Origin of the sequence: Pseudomonas sp. NyZ201, assembly GCF_049860765.1 — a bacterium.
Classification (GTDB): Bacteria; Pseudomonadota; Gammaproteobacteria; order Pseudomonadales; family Pseudomonadaceae; genus Aquipseudomonas; species Aquipseudomonas bharatica.
The window spans coordinates 2,192,501-2,206,749 of record NZ_CP187557.1; the positions used below are offsets into that span (position 1 = coordinate 2,192,501).

The 14,249-nt window shown below is 61.5% G+C and carries 10 protein-coding genes, 2 rRNA genes and 1 pseudogene (1 of these 13 cut by a window edge); 7 read left to right on the forward strand and 6 right to left on the reverse strand.

Annotated features, from left to right (window positions below):
* Positions 1–2,773 (forward strand): 23S ribosomal RNA (locus ACPFMA_RS09805); it begins 118 nt to the left of the window's first position.
* Between the two features lie 136 nt (positions 2,774–2,909).
* Positions 2,910–3,025 (forward strand): 5S ribosomal RNA (gene rrf / locus ACPFMA_RS09810).
* A gap of 128 nt (positions 3,026–3,153) precedes the next feature.
* On the opposite strand, the gene queD is transcribed toward rrf, so the two are convergent.
* Complete coding sequence (queD, locus tag ACPFMA_RS09815; protein WP_009401082.1) at positions 3,154–3,510, reverse strand: 6-carboxytetrahydropterin synthase QueD; 357 nt, start codon at positions 3,508–3,510, stop codon at positions 3,154–3,156.
* Between the two features lie 48 nt (positions 3,511–3,558).
* Positions 3,559–4,641 carry a patatin-like phospholipase family protein gene (locus ACPFMA_RS09820; protein ID WP_064302882.1) on the reverse strand — a complete coding sequence of 361 codons (1,083 nt, stop codon included), beginning with the start codon at positions 4,639–4,641 and terminating at the stop codon, positions 3,559–3,561.
* A 141-nt stretch (positions 4,642–4,782) separates the two neighbouring features.
* Here ACPFMA_RS09820 and ACPFMA_RS09825 point away from each other — a divergent pair, with 141 nt between their 5' ends.
* From ACPFMA_RS09825 to ACPFMA_RS09840, 4 genes are read left to right on the forward strand one after another with little or no spacing between them, the layout of a single operon-like run.
* Positions 4,783–5,091, forward strand: coding sequence for a PepSY domain-containing protein (locus ACPFMA_RS09825; protein WP_425930079.1), 309 nt, complete (start codon positions 4,783–4,785; stop codon positions 5,089–5,091).
* Complete coding sequence (locus ACPFMA_RS09830; RefSeq protein WP_009401078.1) at positions 5,091–5,405, forward strand: PepSY domain-containing protein; 315 nt, start codon at positions 5,091–5,093, stop codon at positions 5,403–5,405. Before ACPFMA_RS09825 ends, ACPFMA_RS09830 begins: the two co-directional genes overlap by 1 nt.
* Positions 5,405–6,073, forward strand: coding sequence for a response regulator transcription factor (locus ACPFMA_RS09835; RefSeq protein WP_064302884.1), 669 nt, complete (start codon positions 5,405–5,407; stop codon positions 6,071–6,073). Before ACPFMA_RS09830 ends, ACPFMA_RS09835 begins: the two co-directional genes overlap by 1 nt.
* The gene (locus ACPFMA_RS09840) at positions 6,070–7,392 is read left to right on the forward strand and encodes a sensor histidine kinase (RefSeq protein WP_425930080.1); all 1,323 of its coding nucleotides are present in this window, start codon (positions 6,070–6,072) and stop codon (positions 7,390–7,392) included. Before ACPFMA_RS09835 ends, ACPFMA_RS09840 begins: the two co-directional genes overlap by 4 nt.
* A 21-nt stretch (positions 7,393–7,413) precedes the next feature.
* Here the strand turns inward: ACPFMA_RS09840 and ACPFMA_RS09845 are convergent, their stop codons facing one another.
* Together ACPFMA_RS09845 and ACPFMA_RS09850 are read right to left on the reverse strand one after the other, a co-directional pair.
* Positions 7,414–8,169 (reverse strand): methyl-accepting chemotaxis protein, encoded by a 756-nt coding sequence (locus ACPFMA_RS09845; protein ID WP_376699749.1) that lies wholly within the window; start codon positions 8,167–8,169, stop codon positions 7,414–7,416.
* Between the two features lie 102 nt (positions 8,170–8,271).
* Positions 8,272–9,582: pseudogene (locus tag ACPFMA_RS09850) on the reverse strand (HAMP domain-containing protein); the annotation flags it as partial.
* Positions 9,583–9,830: 248 nt separating this feature from the next.
* Between ACPFMA_RS09850 and ACPFMA_RS09855 the strand changes: the two are divergent.
* Complete coding sequence (locus ACPFMA_RS09855; RefSeq protein WP_009401073.1) at positions 9,831–11,150, forward strand: Na+/H+ antiporter family protein; 1,320 nt, start codon at positions 9,831–9,833, stop codon at positions 11,148–11,150.
* 115 nt (positions 11,151–11,265) lie between these two features.
* Here ACPFMA_RS09855 and ACPFMA_RS09860 read toward each other — a convergent pair whose 3' ends face one another.
* Together ACPFMA_RS09860 and ACPFMA_RS09865 are read right to left on the reverse strand one after the other, a co-directional pair.
* Complete coding sequence (locus ACPFMA_RS09860) at positions 11,266–12,282, reverse strand: FecR family protein (protein WP_064302887.1); 1,017 nt, start codon at positions 12,280–12,282, stop codon at positions 11,266–11,268.
* 182 nt (positions 12,283–12,464) lie between these two features.
* Entirely contained in the window at positions 12,465–14,234 is a 1,770-nt protein-coding gene (locus ACPFMA_RS09865) for an acyl-CoA dehydrogenase C-terminal domain-containing protein (RefSeq protein WP_420059481.1), read from the reverse strand.
* Between the last annotated feature and the right edge of the window lie 15 nt (positions 14,235–14,249).

The window sequence follows — 14,249 nt, forward strand, 5'->3', positions numbered from 1 at the left end:
ATGGGGGAACCCACTCAGCACAAGCTGAGTATCTTGTACTGAATACATAGGTACATGAGGCGAACCAGGGGAACTGAAACATCTAAGTACCCTGAGGAAAAGAAATCAACCGAGATTCCCTTAGTAGTGGCGAGCGAACGGGGACTAGCCCTTAAGTTGACTTGAGATTAGTGGAAGGCTCTGGAAAGTGCCGCCATAGTGGGTGATAGCCCCGTACACGAAAATCCCTTGTCAATGAAATCGAGTAGGACGGAGCACGAGAAACTTTGTCTGAATATGGGGGGACCATCCTCCAAGGCTAAATACTACTGACTGACCGATAGTGAACCAGTACCGTGAGGGAAAGGCGAAAAGAACCCCGGAGAGGGGAGTGAAATAGAACCTGAAACCGTATGCGTACAAGCAGTGGGAGCCTACTTTGTTAGGTGACTGCGTACCTTTTGTATAATGGGTCAGCGACTTATATTCAGTGGCGAGCTTAACCGAATAGGGGAGGCGTAGCGAAAGCGAGTCTTAATAGGGCGTTTAGTCGCTGGGTATAGACCCGAAACCGGGCGATCTATCCATGGGCAGGTTGAAGGTTAGGTAACACTGACTGGAGGACCGAACCGACTACCGTTGAAAAGTTAGCGGATGACCTGTGGATCGGAGTGAAAGGCTAATCAAGCTCGGAGATAGCTGGTTCTCCTCGAAAGCTATTTAGGTAGCGCCTCATGTATCACTCCAGGGGGTAGAGCACTGTTTCGGCTAGGGGGTCATCCCGACTTACCAAACCGATGCAAACTCCGAATACCTGGAAGTGCCGAGCATGGGAGACACACGGCGGGTGCTAACGTCCGTCGTGAAAAGGGAAACAACCCAGACCGTCAGCTAAGGTCCCAAAGTCATGGTTAAGTGGGAAACGATGTGGGAAGGCTTAGACAGCTAGGAGGTTGGCTTAGAAGCAGCCACCCTTTAAAGAAAGCGTAATAGCTCACTAGTCGAGTCGGCCTGCGCGGAAGATGTAACGGGGCTCAAACCATGCACCGAAGCTACGGGTATCACTTAGGTGATGCGGTAGAGGAGCGTTCTGTAAGCCTGTGAAGGTGAGTTGAGAAGCTTGCTGGAGGTATCAGAAGTGCGAATGCTGACATGAGTAACGACAATGGGAGTGAAAAACTCCCACGCCGAAAGACCAAGGTTTCCTGCGCAACGTTAATCGACGCAGGGTTAGTCGGTCCCTAAGGCGAGGCTGAAAAGCGTAGTCGATGGAAAACAGGTTAATATTCCTGTACTTCCGGTTATTGCGATGGAGGGACGGAGAAGGCTAGGCCAGCTTGGCGTTGGTTGTCCAAGTTTAAGGTGGTAGGCTGGAATCTTAGGTAAATCCGGGATTTCAAGGCCGAGAGCTGATGACGAGTTGCCTTTAGGCGACGAAGTGGTTGATGCCATGCTTCCAAGAAAAGCTTCTAAGCTTCAGATAACCGGGAACCGTACCCCAAACCGACACAGGTGGTTGGGTAGAGAATACCAAGGCGCTTGAGAGAACTCGGGTGAAGGAACTAGGCAAAATGGCACCGTAACTTCGGGAGAAGGTGCGCCGGCGAGGGTGAAGGACTTGCTCCGTAAGCCCATGCCGGTCGAAGATACCAGGCCGCTGCGACTGTTTATTAAAAACACAGCACTCTGCAAACACGAAAGTGGACGTATAGGGTGTGACGCCTGCCCGGTGCCGGAAGGTTAATTGATGGGGTTAGCTAACGCGAAGCTCTTGATCGAAGCCCCGGTAAACGGCGGCCGTAACTATAACGGTCCTAAGGTAGCGAAATTCCTTGTCGGGTAAGTTCCGACCTGCACGAATGGCGTAACGATGGCGGCGCTGTCTCCACCCGAGACTCAGTGAAATTGAAATCGCTGTGAAGATGCAGTGTATCCGCGGCTAGACGGAAAGACCCCGTGAACCTTTACTATAGCTTTGCACTGGACTTTGAATTTGCTTGTGTAGGATAGGTGGGAGGCTTTGAAGCGTGGACGCCAGTTCGCGTGGAGCCATCCTTGAAATACCACCCTGGCAACTTTGAGGTTCTAACTCAGGTCCGTCATCCGGATCGAGGACAGTGTATGGTGGGTAGTTTGACTGGGGCGGTCTCCTCCTAAAGAGTAACGGAGGAGTACGAAGGTGCGCTCAGACCGGTCGGAAATCGGTCGCAGAGTATAAAGGCAAAAGCGCGCTTGACTGCGAGACAGACACGTCGAGCAGGTACGAAAGTAGGTCTTAGTGATCCGGTGGTTCTGTATGGAAGGGCCATCGCTCAACGGATAAAAGGTACTCCGGGGATAACAGGCTGATACCGCCCAAGAGTTCATATCGACGGCGGTGTTTGGCACCTCGATGTCGGCTCATCACATCCTGGGGCTGAAGCCGGTCCCAAGGGTATGGCTGTTCGCCATTTAAAGTGGTACGCGAGCTGGGTTTAGAACGTCGTGAGACAGTTCGGTCCCTATCTGCCGTGGACGTTTGAGATTTGAGAGGGGCTGCTCCTAGTACGAGAGGACCGGAGTGGACGAACCTCTGGTGTTCCGGTTGTCACGCCAGTGGCATTGCCGGGTAGCTATGTTCGGAAGAGATAACCGCTGAAAGCATCTAAGCGGGAAACTTGCCTCAAGATGAGATCTCACTGGAGCCTTGAGCTCCCTGAAGGGCCGTCGAAGACTACGACGTTGATAGGTTGGGTGTGTAAGCGCTGTGAGGCGTTGAGCTAACCAATACTAATTGCCCGTGAGGCTTGACCATATAACACCCAAGCAATCTGAGCTGAGAAGCCGGATTGTGGTGGTGAAGACGCAATGAACCGAAAGTTCGTGCAAACCACAACTGTCACATACCCGATTTGCCGAGGCGTCGAAAGACGAGTTGGCACACAGAATTTCTTGACGACCATAGAGCATTGGAACCACCTGATCCCATCCCGAACTCAGTAGTGAAACGATGCATCGCCGATGGTAGTGTGGAGCTTCTCCATGTGAGAGTAGGTCATCGTCAAGATTCAATTCCGAAACCCCTATCTGCGTATGCAGGTAGGGGTTTTGTCTTTCTGAATCACGAGAATACAGCTACGAAAAAGGGCTTGCCTGGTAACCAGAGCAAGCCCTTTCTGGTGAAGCGCTAAACCATCAGTCGCCGGTGTATTCGCATCCGCTGGTGCACGTCTCATGAATCCGCACTTTGCTCAACTCCGGCAGCAGCGGCTTGACCTGGTCCCAGATCCATTTGGCGATCACTTCGCTGGTCGGGTTTTCCAGACCGGGAATATCGTTGAGATAGTTGTGGTCGAGTTGTTCGTAGAGTGGCTTGAAGATCGCCTTGATCTCGGAGAAGTCGCGGATCCAGCCGGTATGAGGATCGAGTGGGCCGGTCAGGTGCAGGGCGACCTTGAACGAGTGGCCGTGCAGGCGACCGCACTTGTGGCCGGCGGGGACGTTCGGCAGGCGGTGCGCCGATTCGAAGGTAAATTCTTTGAAGATTTCCAAAATATCCAACTCTGAAAGCCAATGCTGTCGCGCAGTTTACCAGCAAGGTCACGACAAGGGTTGCAGATGGTCGCCCAGCGTGCCTCGCTCGACCAGCTCCAGGAAGCTGTCGCCCAGGCGCTGGCTTTCGGTCATTGCGGTACGCCAGTAACGCTGGCGGCTGGCAGCATCGCCCATGAAGCGCTTGAAGTCGCTGCGATCGGGCAACTTGCCGTAGGGCAGCCGGGCCAGGTATTGGGGCGACGGTGCCAGCAGCACCACGTTCTTCAGCCTTTCTGTATCGCCGCGCCGCCAGGGCAGGGCCTTGTCGAACCAGCCGGGAATCACCTTGTCGGTGAAATGCGGGTAGAGCACGATGTCGCCGCCGCTATAGGGCAGGTCGAGGTGATAGTCGAGCAGACCGCCATCGCGATAGGTGCCGGAGCCTGCTCCCGGGATGTCGCGCACGCCTTCCATGACCATCGGGATCGAGCCGGACGCCAGCAAGGCATGGCGCAGATTGTCGGTCGCCAATGGCAGGCAACGCGACGGGAAGTCCGTCAGGGTTCCCAGTGGCGGCGCGCTGCGGGCGTCGTGAAGGATGATGCGTTCGAAGTGCCTGGCCAGGCGTGGCCGACCGATGAGGTTATCGGCAATCACCGATGACAGCCCCAGCCCCAGGCGCGCGCGGTGATCCTCGGCAAGCAGGCCATGGCTCTTCACTACCATGATGTTCAAGCGATACAGCGGATTATCCAGGACTCTGGCATCGCGGCCTTCAAGCAGATCATCGAGCATGCGCTGGCAACTGCGGCTGACTTCGGCCTGGGTCACTCCTTTTGCGAAGTCTTGCGCCGTGTACAGCTCGCCCAGGCGGCGGATCGCTGTGGTCGGGTCTGGCAGGCAGGCGCTGGCGAAGCGCCAGGAACCAATCGAGGCGCCTATCAGCGCCCGCTCCCGTGGCGCCCGGGGCAGCCATTCGCCGAACAAGGCCAGGTCCAGCCCCTGGATACCCAGCGCCTTGGGGCCACCTGCGGCACCCGGTAGCACGCCGACATCTGCCGCGCTCAGCCCGTTTTCGCGTATGCGCGCCAATGCGCGTTTGCCAGCCTTGAGGGTCAGCGCAGGAAAGGGTGTATGGATGGCGGTCATTGGATCGGCTCGCTACGGGTTGACTGGCGAGTATAAGCCGCGGCGTACCGCGCTATCATGTCGCCAGCTATTTTCAGCTTCAATTAAGTTCGGCTGGTTAGACTTTCCACCGTACCCGATTGATAACGATGGAGAAACATGATGAAAACTTTCACTGCCCTGTTCGCCGCCGCTACCCTTGCCCTGGGAGCCAATGTCGCCCTGGCCAAGGACGTGCAACCCGACCAAGTAGTGAAGCTGGTGCAGAGCCAGCAGATCCAGTCGCTCGATGTCCTGAAACAGGAGGCCCTTGAGCAGTACCGCGGTTCGACCGTCACCGACAGCGAACTGGAGGAAGAGTACGGCCGCTACATCTATAAGGTCGAACTGCGGGACGCGCAGAACGTCGAGTGGGATGTGGACCTGGATGCCAAGACCGGCGAAGTCCTGAAGAACGAACGAGACAGCTGATGACACGTCTTGCCCTGGGCATCCGCTGGCCCCTGCTGGCACTGTTGGCGGTATGCTCCCTGGCCCTGGCCCGCGACCTTGACCAGGACGAAGCCCTGGCCCTGCGTCGCGACGGGGTCATCCTGCCGCTTGAACAACTGCTGCAAGCCGCCCTGGGACGCTATCCCGGGGCGCGCCTGCTGGAAGCGGAGCTGGAAGAGGATGACGATGTCTATGTCTACGAAGTCGAGTTGCTGACCGGTGAAGGTGTCGTACGCGAAATCAAGCTCGATGCCGCCAGCGGCACCCTGCTCAAAGATGAGGAAGATGATTGATGCGCCTGCTATTGGTCGAGGACAACGTCTCGCTCGCCGATGAACTGACGGCCAGCCTGCAACGCCAGGGCTACGCGGTGGACTGGCTCGCCGATGGCCGCGATGCCGTGTATCAGGGCGCCAGCGAACCTTACGACCTGATCGTGCTGGACCTTGGCCTGCCCGGTATCCCGGGGCTCGAAGTGCTGCGCCAGTGGCGTGCCGGTGGTTTGGTCACGCCGGTGCTGATCCTGACCGCGCGGGGCTCCTGGGCCGACCGGATCGAAGGACTTAAGGCCGGCGCCGACGACTACCTGAGCAAGCCTTTCCATCCTGAAGAACTGCAACTGCGCATCCAGTCCCTGCTGCGCCGCGCTCGCGGCCTGGCCAACCAGCCGACCCTGGAGGCCGCCGGCCTGCACCTGGACGAAGGCCGTCAGTGCGTCAGCCGCAGCGGCGAGGATGTGCAACTCACCGCTGCGGAATTCCGCCTGCTGCGCTATTTCATGCTGCACCCGCAGCAGATCCTGTCGAAGAGCCATCTCGCCGAGCACCTCTACAACGGTGAAACCGAACGCGATTCGAATGTGCTGGAAGTCCATGTCAACCACCTGCGCCGCAAGCTTGGCCGCAGCGTGATCGAAACCCATCGCGGCCAGGGCTACCGCTTTGGCGGGGCGTTGCAGTGAGGTCGATCCAGTCGCGTCTCAGCCTCGGCCTGGTGGGAACATTGGTGGTGGTCGGGCTGGCCCTGGCCCAGGTCAGCCTGTGGCTGTTCGAGGTGGGGCTGCACCGCTATCTGGAAAGCGGCCTGCGCAAGGAAAGCGAAAACCTGCTGATGGCCCTGGTCCAGGGGCCCAACGGCATGGAGCTGGATCAGCGGCGCATCTCCGCGGCCTACAACCGGCAGTTTTCCGGCTACTACTTCCGTATCGACTTCGACAGCCAGACCTGGCGCTCTCGCTCATTGTGGGACACCGAGTTGCCCAGGCCGGAAACCGCCGGCCTGCATGACGGTCTTGAACTCGGCCCGGCAGGCCAGCAACTGCTGGTGCTACGCGCCGATTACCGGCGCCAGGGCCGGGCCATTTCCATCAGCGTCGCCCAGGACTATACGCCCATGCGCGATGGCTTTCGCCGCATGCAGCAGATCGGCCTGGGCCTCGGTCTGCTGGCGTTGGTGCTGGTGCTGGTGTTGCAACGCCTGATCGTCACCCGTTCGTTGCGTCCGCTGGAGCGTTCCCGCGAGCAGATTGCCCAGTTGCAACAGGGCAAGCGCACGCAACTGGACAGCGAAGTACCTGGCGAGCTGGAGCCCTTGGTCGCCCAGATCAACCACCTGCTGGCCCACACCGAAGACAGCCTGCGCCGCTCGCGCAATGCGCTGGGCAATCTCGGCCATGCGCTCAAGACGCCCCTGGCGGTGCTGCTTAGCCTGGCATCCAGCGAGCGTTTGAAGGACGCCCCGGAGCTGGCTGCGCAGTTACGCGAACAACTGGAGCAGATCCAGCAGCGCCTCAGCCGTGAACTCAACCGTGCCCGCCTGGCTGGCGATGCCTTGCCCGGGGCGCATTTCGATTGCGATGTGGAACTCCCGGGCCTGCTCTCGACCCTGGGCATGATCCATGGCGACGGCCTGCTGATCCGCCGCGATGTGCCGGAAGGGCTGTCGCTGCCCTGGGACCGCGAGGACCTTCTGGAACTGCTCGGCAATCTGCTGGACAACGCCTGCAAATGGGCTGACGGCGAAGTATGCCTGGGCATTTGCCAGACGCCGGACAGCTACCTGCTGTGGGTCGACGACGACGGTCCGGGGATTCCCGAGGATGCCCGCCAGGGTGTGCTGGAGCGCGGCGCGCGCCTGGATGAGCAGGTTGCCGGGCATGGGCTCGGGCTGGGCATCGTGCGCGATATCGTCGAGGCCTGGCGTGGCCGGATGGACCTGCAGGCAAGTCCGCTGGGCGGCTTGCGGGTACATATCGAACTGCCGAGACGGGCAGGGCGCTGAGGCCCTGCCCGATAGGCCGGATTACACCTTGAAGTGATCCATCAAGCCCTGCTGCTGGTTGGCCAGGCTGTTCAGCGCCTGGCTGACCCGCGCCGATTCCTCCGCCTGATGGGACAAGGATTCGGTGACATCGCGGATTGTCGCCACGTTGCCGCTGATCTCTTCGGCGACCGCACTTTGTTCCTCGGCGGCGCTGGCGATCTGCAGGTTCATGTCGGTGATCACTGCCACCGCCTCGCCGATCTGGCGCAGCGCGGTCACCGCCTGGCCGACCTGTTCGACGCTGCCCTGGGCCTGGCGATGACTGCTGTCCATGGCACCCACCACCTCGCGGGTGCCGGCCTGCAGTTGCTCGATCACATGGCGGGTTTCTTCCACCGATTCCTGGGTGCGCTGGGCCAGGTTGCGCACCTCGTCGGCGACCACCGCGAAGCCGCGTCCGGCCTCACCGGCACGGGCCGCCTCGATGGCCGCGTTGAGCGCCAGCAGGTTGGTCTGCTCGGCGATGGAGCGGATCACTTCGAGTACCGAGCCGATTTTCTCGCTGTTATCCGCCAGGCCTTCGACCTGGCCCATGGCAGTGCTCATGTTGGCGGCCAGGGTGCCGATGCTGTTGGTGGTCTGGTCGATCACCGCCAGGCCCTGGCGGGTCGCCTGGTCCACGTCCCGCGCTGCCTGGGCCGCTTGTGCCGCGCTACGGGCGACATCGTGGGCGGTAGCGCTCATCTCGTGGGACGCGGTGGCGACCTGGTCGACCTGGCGGTATTGCTGCTCCATGCCGGCACTGGTCTGGCTGGCGATGGCCGACGACTTGTCGGCAGTATCCCGCGCTGCGTGCACCGAGCTTTTCACTTCGGCGATGGTCGGCTGCAGCTTGTCGAGGAAGCGGTTGAACCAGCCGGCCAGCTCGCCCAGTTCGTCCTGCTTGGCGTAGGCCAGGCGGCTGGTCAGGTCGCCATCGCCGCTGGCGATCTCGCGCAGGCGGTGGGCAACGTGGAGGATCGGCCGGGTCACGCCGCGGGCCAGCAGCCAGATCAGCAGCAGGCCGACCACCGCCGCCAGCAGGCCCAGGGCCAGTTCGATCATGGCGCCGCTGGTATTGCGCTGGTCCAGCTCCTGCTTGAGCGCTTCGGCCGGGCCGGTCAGGGCGCTTTCCGGTACATCCAGCAGGACGCCCCAAGGCTTGGCGCCAGGTGTCGGGGCGAACGAGGCCAGCACTTTCAGGCGGCCTTCGTGCTGGATGCTGTGCAGCGCGGTGCCGTCGCCCAGCAGGCGCATCAGCTCGGCGCCGCTGGCCGTGTCGATGTCCGCATAGCGCTTGGCCAGCTTGCTGGTGTCCGGGCTGTAGCCGGCAAGCAGGCCGGCCGGGCTGATGATGCCGATCTGCGTCTGCCCGCCATAGAGCCGGGCGCTGGCGTCCTTGCTCAAGGCCTGCAGGCTGTTCAGGTTGATATCGATGGACAGGGTGGCGATGACCTTGTCGTTGACGATCAGCGGGAACACGATGCTGGTCATCAGCACCTGCTGGCCGGCGATCTCGTAGAAGTACGGCTCGGTGATGCAGGTTTTGCGCGTGGTGCGCGGGCATACCGACCAAGTGTTGGCCGGCTCGCCGCTCGGTCCGATGCTGGTGTCGGCCATGTCCTTTTCCGGCAGGGCCATGGAGGTCAACTGGCCTGCGGTCGGTTGCGACCAGTACAGGGCGAAGCGTCCGGTCTCGTTGCTGCCCAGGGCATCCTGGTTGGCGAAAAGCGTGTCCTTGCCGTCGAGGGCGTTGGGTTCGAACACCAGCGACAGGCCAAGCAGGTCCGGGTTGGCCTGCAGTGCCGAGCGCACCTGGCGGGTCATGTCCTCGCGCAGGTCGAAGGCATCGAGGAAGCGCTTTTCTGCCTGTTCACGCAGGAACAGCACCTGGCGCGCAAATCCGGCGCCGTACTGGTAGGCATCCATGAACTGCCGACGGATGGTCAGCGCCTGGACTTCGCCCTGGGACTCGATGCGGCTCTCGGCCGCTTCGGTGAGCATCTGCATGCTGCTGGCCTTGACCAGCTCCGTCGTGTGCTCCATGCGATACAGCGAAAGACCGACCAGCAGGGTGACGATGCCGGCAAGGCAAAGTCCGGCCAGCAGAGTGATCTTCCATTGGATGGAAAGCTGTCTGAACGACATTGGCGAAATCCTTTGAACCATTAGAGATAGACACGCCGACTGTATCGGCCTCCGCACCGGTTTCTTTATTCAAACGTTCAATTTAATTGCGTCCTTTTCGTTCATCGACGCGACCCCTGCACCGCTGTGGGCCGCTGCGCTTTGACAATGGGGGAGGCCTCCTTCAGAGTGTGCGCCTTCCACATTACATACCGTCATTCGGCCAGGCCCCCAGGGCATATCTGTCGCCGACGCTAGTGCTTTTTCATCGTTTCAAGAGGCTGGAAAGAATGAATGCAGTCATTGCCGCGGTCGGCATCATGCTGGTGCTGAGCCTGTCCCGCGTGCATGTGGTCATCGCACTGATCATTGGTGCGCTGGTGGGCGGGCTGGTCGGTGGCCTGGGGATCGAAGGTACGCTCAAGGCCTTCAATGGCGGGCTGGGCGGCGGGGCCACGGTGGCGTTGTCCTACGCCTTGCTCGGCGCCTTCGCGGTGGCCATCGCCAAATCCGGACTGGCCCATGCCCTGGCCGACCGGGCCTTGGCGATGTTCCATGGGCAGCGCGACGGCCAGGGCGGAAAAATCAAATGGCTATTGATCGGGCTGATGCTGGTCGTGGCGATCGCTTCGCAGAACCTGCTGCCAATCCACATCGCCTTCATTCCGCTGCTGGTGCCACCGCTGCTCTATGTACTGACGCGGCTGCAGATCGACCGGCGCCTGGTGGCCTGCGTCATCACCTTCGGCCTGATCACCCCGTACATGTTCCTGCCGGTGGGCTTCGGCAATATCTTCCTCAACGAAATCCTCCTGGCCAACGTGGCCCGTAGCGGCGTCGATATCAGTGGCGTCAACGTCACCCATGCCATGGCCATCCCGGCGGCGGGCATGCTCGCCGGGCTGCTGATTGCGGTGTTCTTCAGTTATCGCAAGAAGCGCGTATACGACCTGGAAAAGATCGAGCAGGTCGAGCAGGTGGCGGTCAGCTACAACCCGCTGACGCTCCTGATTGCCGGTTGTGCGATCGCGGCGGCGTTCATCGTCCAGTTGTGGCTGGACTCGATGATCATCGGCGCGCTGGCGGGTTTCCTGATCTTCTCGGTTTCCGGCATCGTCCGCTGGAAGGACACCGACGACCTGTTCACCGAAGGCATGAAGATGATGGCGATGATCGGCTTCATCATGATCGCTGCCTCCGGCTTTGCCGAAGTGATGAAAGCCACCGGGGAGGTGAAGACGCTGGTCGAGGCGTCGGCGGTGTGGATCGACCACAGCAAGGGCATCGGCGCGTTGCTGATGCTGCTGGTGGGCCTGCTGGTGACCATGGGCATCGGTTCTTCGTTCTCGACCGTGCCGATCCTTGCGGCGATCTTCGTGCCGTTGTGCGTGCAACTGGGCTTCGACCCGATCGCGACAGTCTGCATCGTCGGTACGGCGGGAGCGCTGGGTGATGCCGGGTCGCCGGCGTCGGACTCGACCCTCGGACCGACGTCCGGGCTGAACGTCGATGGCCAGCATCACCACATCTGGGACACCGTGGTGCCCACCTTCATCCACTACAACCTGCCGCTGCTGGCGGCGGGGTGGGTGGCGGCGATGGTGCTGTAAGAGCGCTGCGGAGCCTGTGGGAGCGGGTTCACCCGCGATACGGTAGCGGATTAACCATCGCAATCGCGGGTGAACCCGCTCCCACCGGGGCCGCGTCGTCCTTAAGGCTGCTGGCTCAGCCCTTCTTCGGCGGCGGCGAAATCCGGTTCAACACCGTGTCGCCGTTCTTGTCCTGGGTCAGGTACACCGGCAGCACCTTGGGCAAGGTGCGCACCAGCTTTTTCACATCGCTGGTGTTGTAGATCCCGCTGATGCGCACGCTGCCGGTGCTGGCATCGGCCAAGCGCAGAGGGCTGTCGAGGTAGCGGTTGATCAGCGGCAGGGCCTGGTCGAGGGTGAGGTTGTCGATCACCAGCTTGCCATTGCGCCATGCCAGGCTGGGGTCATTGGCGTAGGTCTGGTTCAGGCTCGGTTCGAGATCGCCGGTTTGGTAGGCGGCCTGCATGCCCGGGCCGAGACGGTAGCCGCTGCCGAGCTTGAAGCTCTCGCTGCTGACCAGCACCGAACCTTCCACCAGGGTCACCTTGACCTGGTCGCGGTACTTCCAGACGTTGAAACGGGTGCCGGTGACTTCGGTCTGGCCGTTGCCGGCGCGGACCACGAACGGGTGCCGTGGATCGTGATGGACCGTGAAGAACGCCTCGCCCTTGCTCAGGGTGACCCGGCGCTGGTCCTTGAAATTCATGTAGCGCAGGGACGTGCCGAGGTTCAATTCCACCTCGCTGCCATCGCCAAGGGTGACGGTGCGACGGCTATCGGTGCTTTGCACCGACTGGTAATCGTTGGGCAGCCAGCCCTGGTCCCAGCCGACCCAGCCGGCCAGGGGCAGGGCCAGCAAGGCAATGACTGCCGCCGAGGCATAGTGCCGGGCACGTTGTGGCTGCTGCCGGGGCTTGAGCGGCAATTGCAGGATTTGCGCAGGGGCAGGCGAGCGGGGAAGCTGGTCGGCAGTTATCCAGATATCCTGCATCGCCTCGAACTCACGACGGTGCAGCGGGCTGGCCGTCAGCCACTCGGCGAACTCGGCCTGTTCCTGTTCAGTGCAGTCGTCAGCGTGCAAGCGCATGCACCAATGCGCAGCGGCATCGGTAATGGCGTTGAGTTCGTCGTCGCTGGGGCTGGCCTGATTCATTGATACTCCCGGTTTTGGCCATTCTACCCCTGCGTGGCGGGGCTCCGGAACCGAGATCATGGCGAATCACTATCAGTTGTGAGATTTATTTGCAGTAAATCCGTTGCAAAGCCGGCTTTTCCGCACAAACCAACCGGCGGTCGGAAAACCGGCACGCTCGGGCGTGCCGGGATATCCGCCGTTCAGAAATGCTCGGCGTCGAGCTGATACAGGCTGGCGCTCCCGGCCTGGATGCCGGCCTGCAGGGACAGGGTCCGCGGCAGCAGGCGAGCGAAATAGAAGGCCGCCGTGGCCAGCTTGGCTTCGTAGAATTCCGGCTCGTCGGCATGCCGGGCCTTCGCTACCGCCGCCATGCGCGACCACATGTAGGCGTAGGCGACATAGCCGAACAGGTGCAGGTACTCCACCGACGCCGCACCCACCGCATTGGCATCGACGCCAGCCTGCTCGCGCAGCCATTGGGTGGTGCTCTGCAGTCGTACCAGTGCTTCCAGCAATTGTGCAGCGTAAGGCGGCTCGCTCTCGCAGAAAGCGCGGATTTCACTGGCCAGCAGGGTCAGCGACTGTCCGCCATCGGCCACCACCTTGCGCCCGAGCAGGTCCAGGGCCTGGATACCGTTGGTGCCTTCGTAGATCTGCGCGATCCGCACATCGCGCACCAGTTGCTCCTGGCCCCATTCGCGAATATAGCCGTGGCCGCCGAATACCTGTTGCCCCAGCACGCAGCTTTCCAGGCCGGTGTCGGTGAAGAACGCCTTGGCCACCGGCGTCAGCAGGGCTACAAGGCGTTGCGCGGCTTCGCGCTCGCCGGCGTCCTCGGCATATTTGGCGATATCCAGCTGTTGCCCGACGTAGGTGGCGAATGCCCGCCCGCCTTCGGTCAGGGCGCGCATGGTCAGCAGCATGCGGCGCACGTCGGCATGCACGATGATCGGATCGGCGATCCTGTCCTTGGCTTGCGCACCCGTGGCTGCGCGGCTTTGCAGGCGATCCCGGGCGTAGGCGGCCGCGCTCTGGTACGACGCCTCGGCGCAACCGATGCCCTGGATGCCGATGGACAGCCGTTCGTAATTCATCATGGTGAACATCGCCGCCAGTCCACGATTGGGTTCGCCGACCAGGTAACCCACCGCGCCATCGAAGTTCATGACGCAGGTGGCCGAGGCCTTGATGCCCATCTTGTGCTCGACCGAACCGCAGCTCACCGCGTTGTCCACGCCCAGGCTGCCGTCATCGTTGACCACGCGCTTGGGCACCAGGAACAGCGAGATGCCCTTGGGCCCGGCGGGCGCGTCCGGCAGCCTGGCCAGGACCAGGTGAATGATGTTCTCGGTGAGGTCCTGGTCGCCACCGGTGATGAAGATCTTGGTCCCGCTGATGGCGTAGCTGCCGTCGACCAGCGGTTCGGCCTTGCTGCGGATGATGCCCAGGTCGGTGCCCGCATGGGGTTCGGTCAGGCACATGGTGCCGGCCCATTCGCCGCTGTACAGGCGTGGCAGGTATAGCGCGCGCAGGCTATCGCTGGCATGGGCGTCGATCGCCAGGCAGCAGCCGGCGCTCAGCGCCGAGTACAGGCTGAAGGAGCAGTTGGCAGCGTAAAGCATTTCCTCGAACTGTACCGCGAGCATCTTCGGCATGCCCATGCCGCCATGCTCCGGGTTGCCGGCCAGGCCGACCCATCCACCCTCGCGGTACGTGCGCCAGGCGTCCTTGAAACCCTCCGGGGTGGTGACCTGGCCCGCCTCGAAGCCGACGCCCTGTTCGTCGCCGCTACGGTTGAGCGGGGCGATCAATTGGCCGGTGATCTTCGCCGCCTCTTCGAGGATGGCGTCGGCGGTCTCGCCGTCGACCGTCGCCGCCAGGGCCGGCAGTCGCGCCCACTGGGCCGGGCCCTGGAACACTTCATGAAGGACGAAGCGCATATCGCGCAGCGGGGCATTGAATTCAGGCATCTTGGTTCTCGCAAT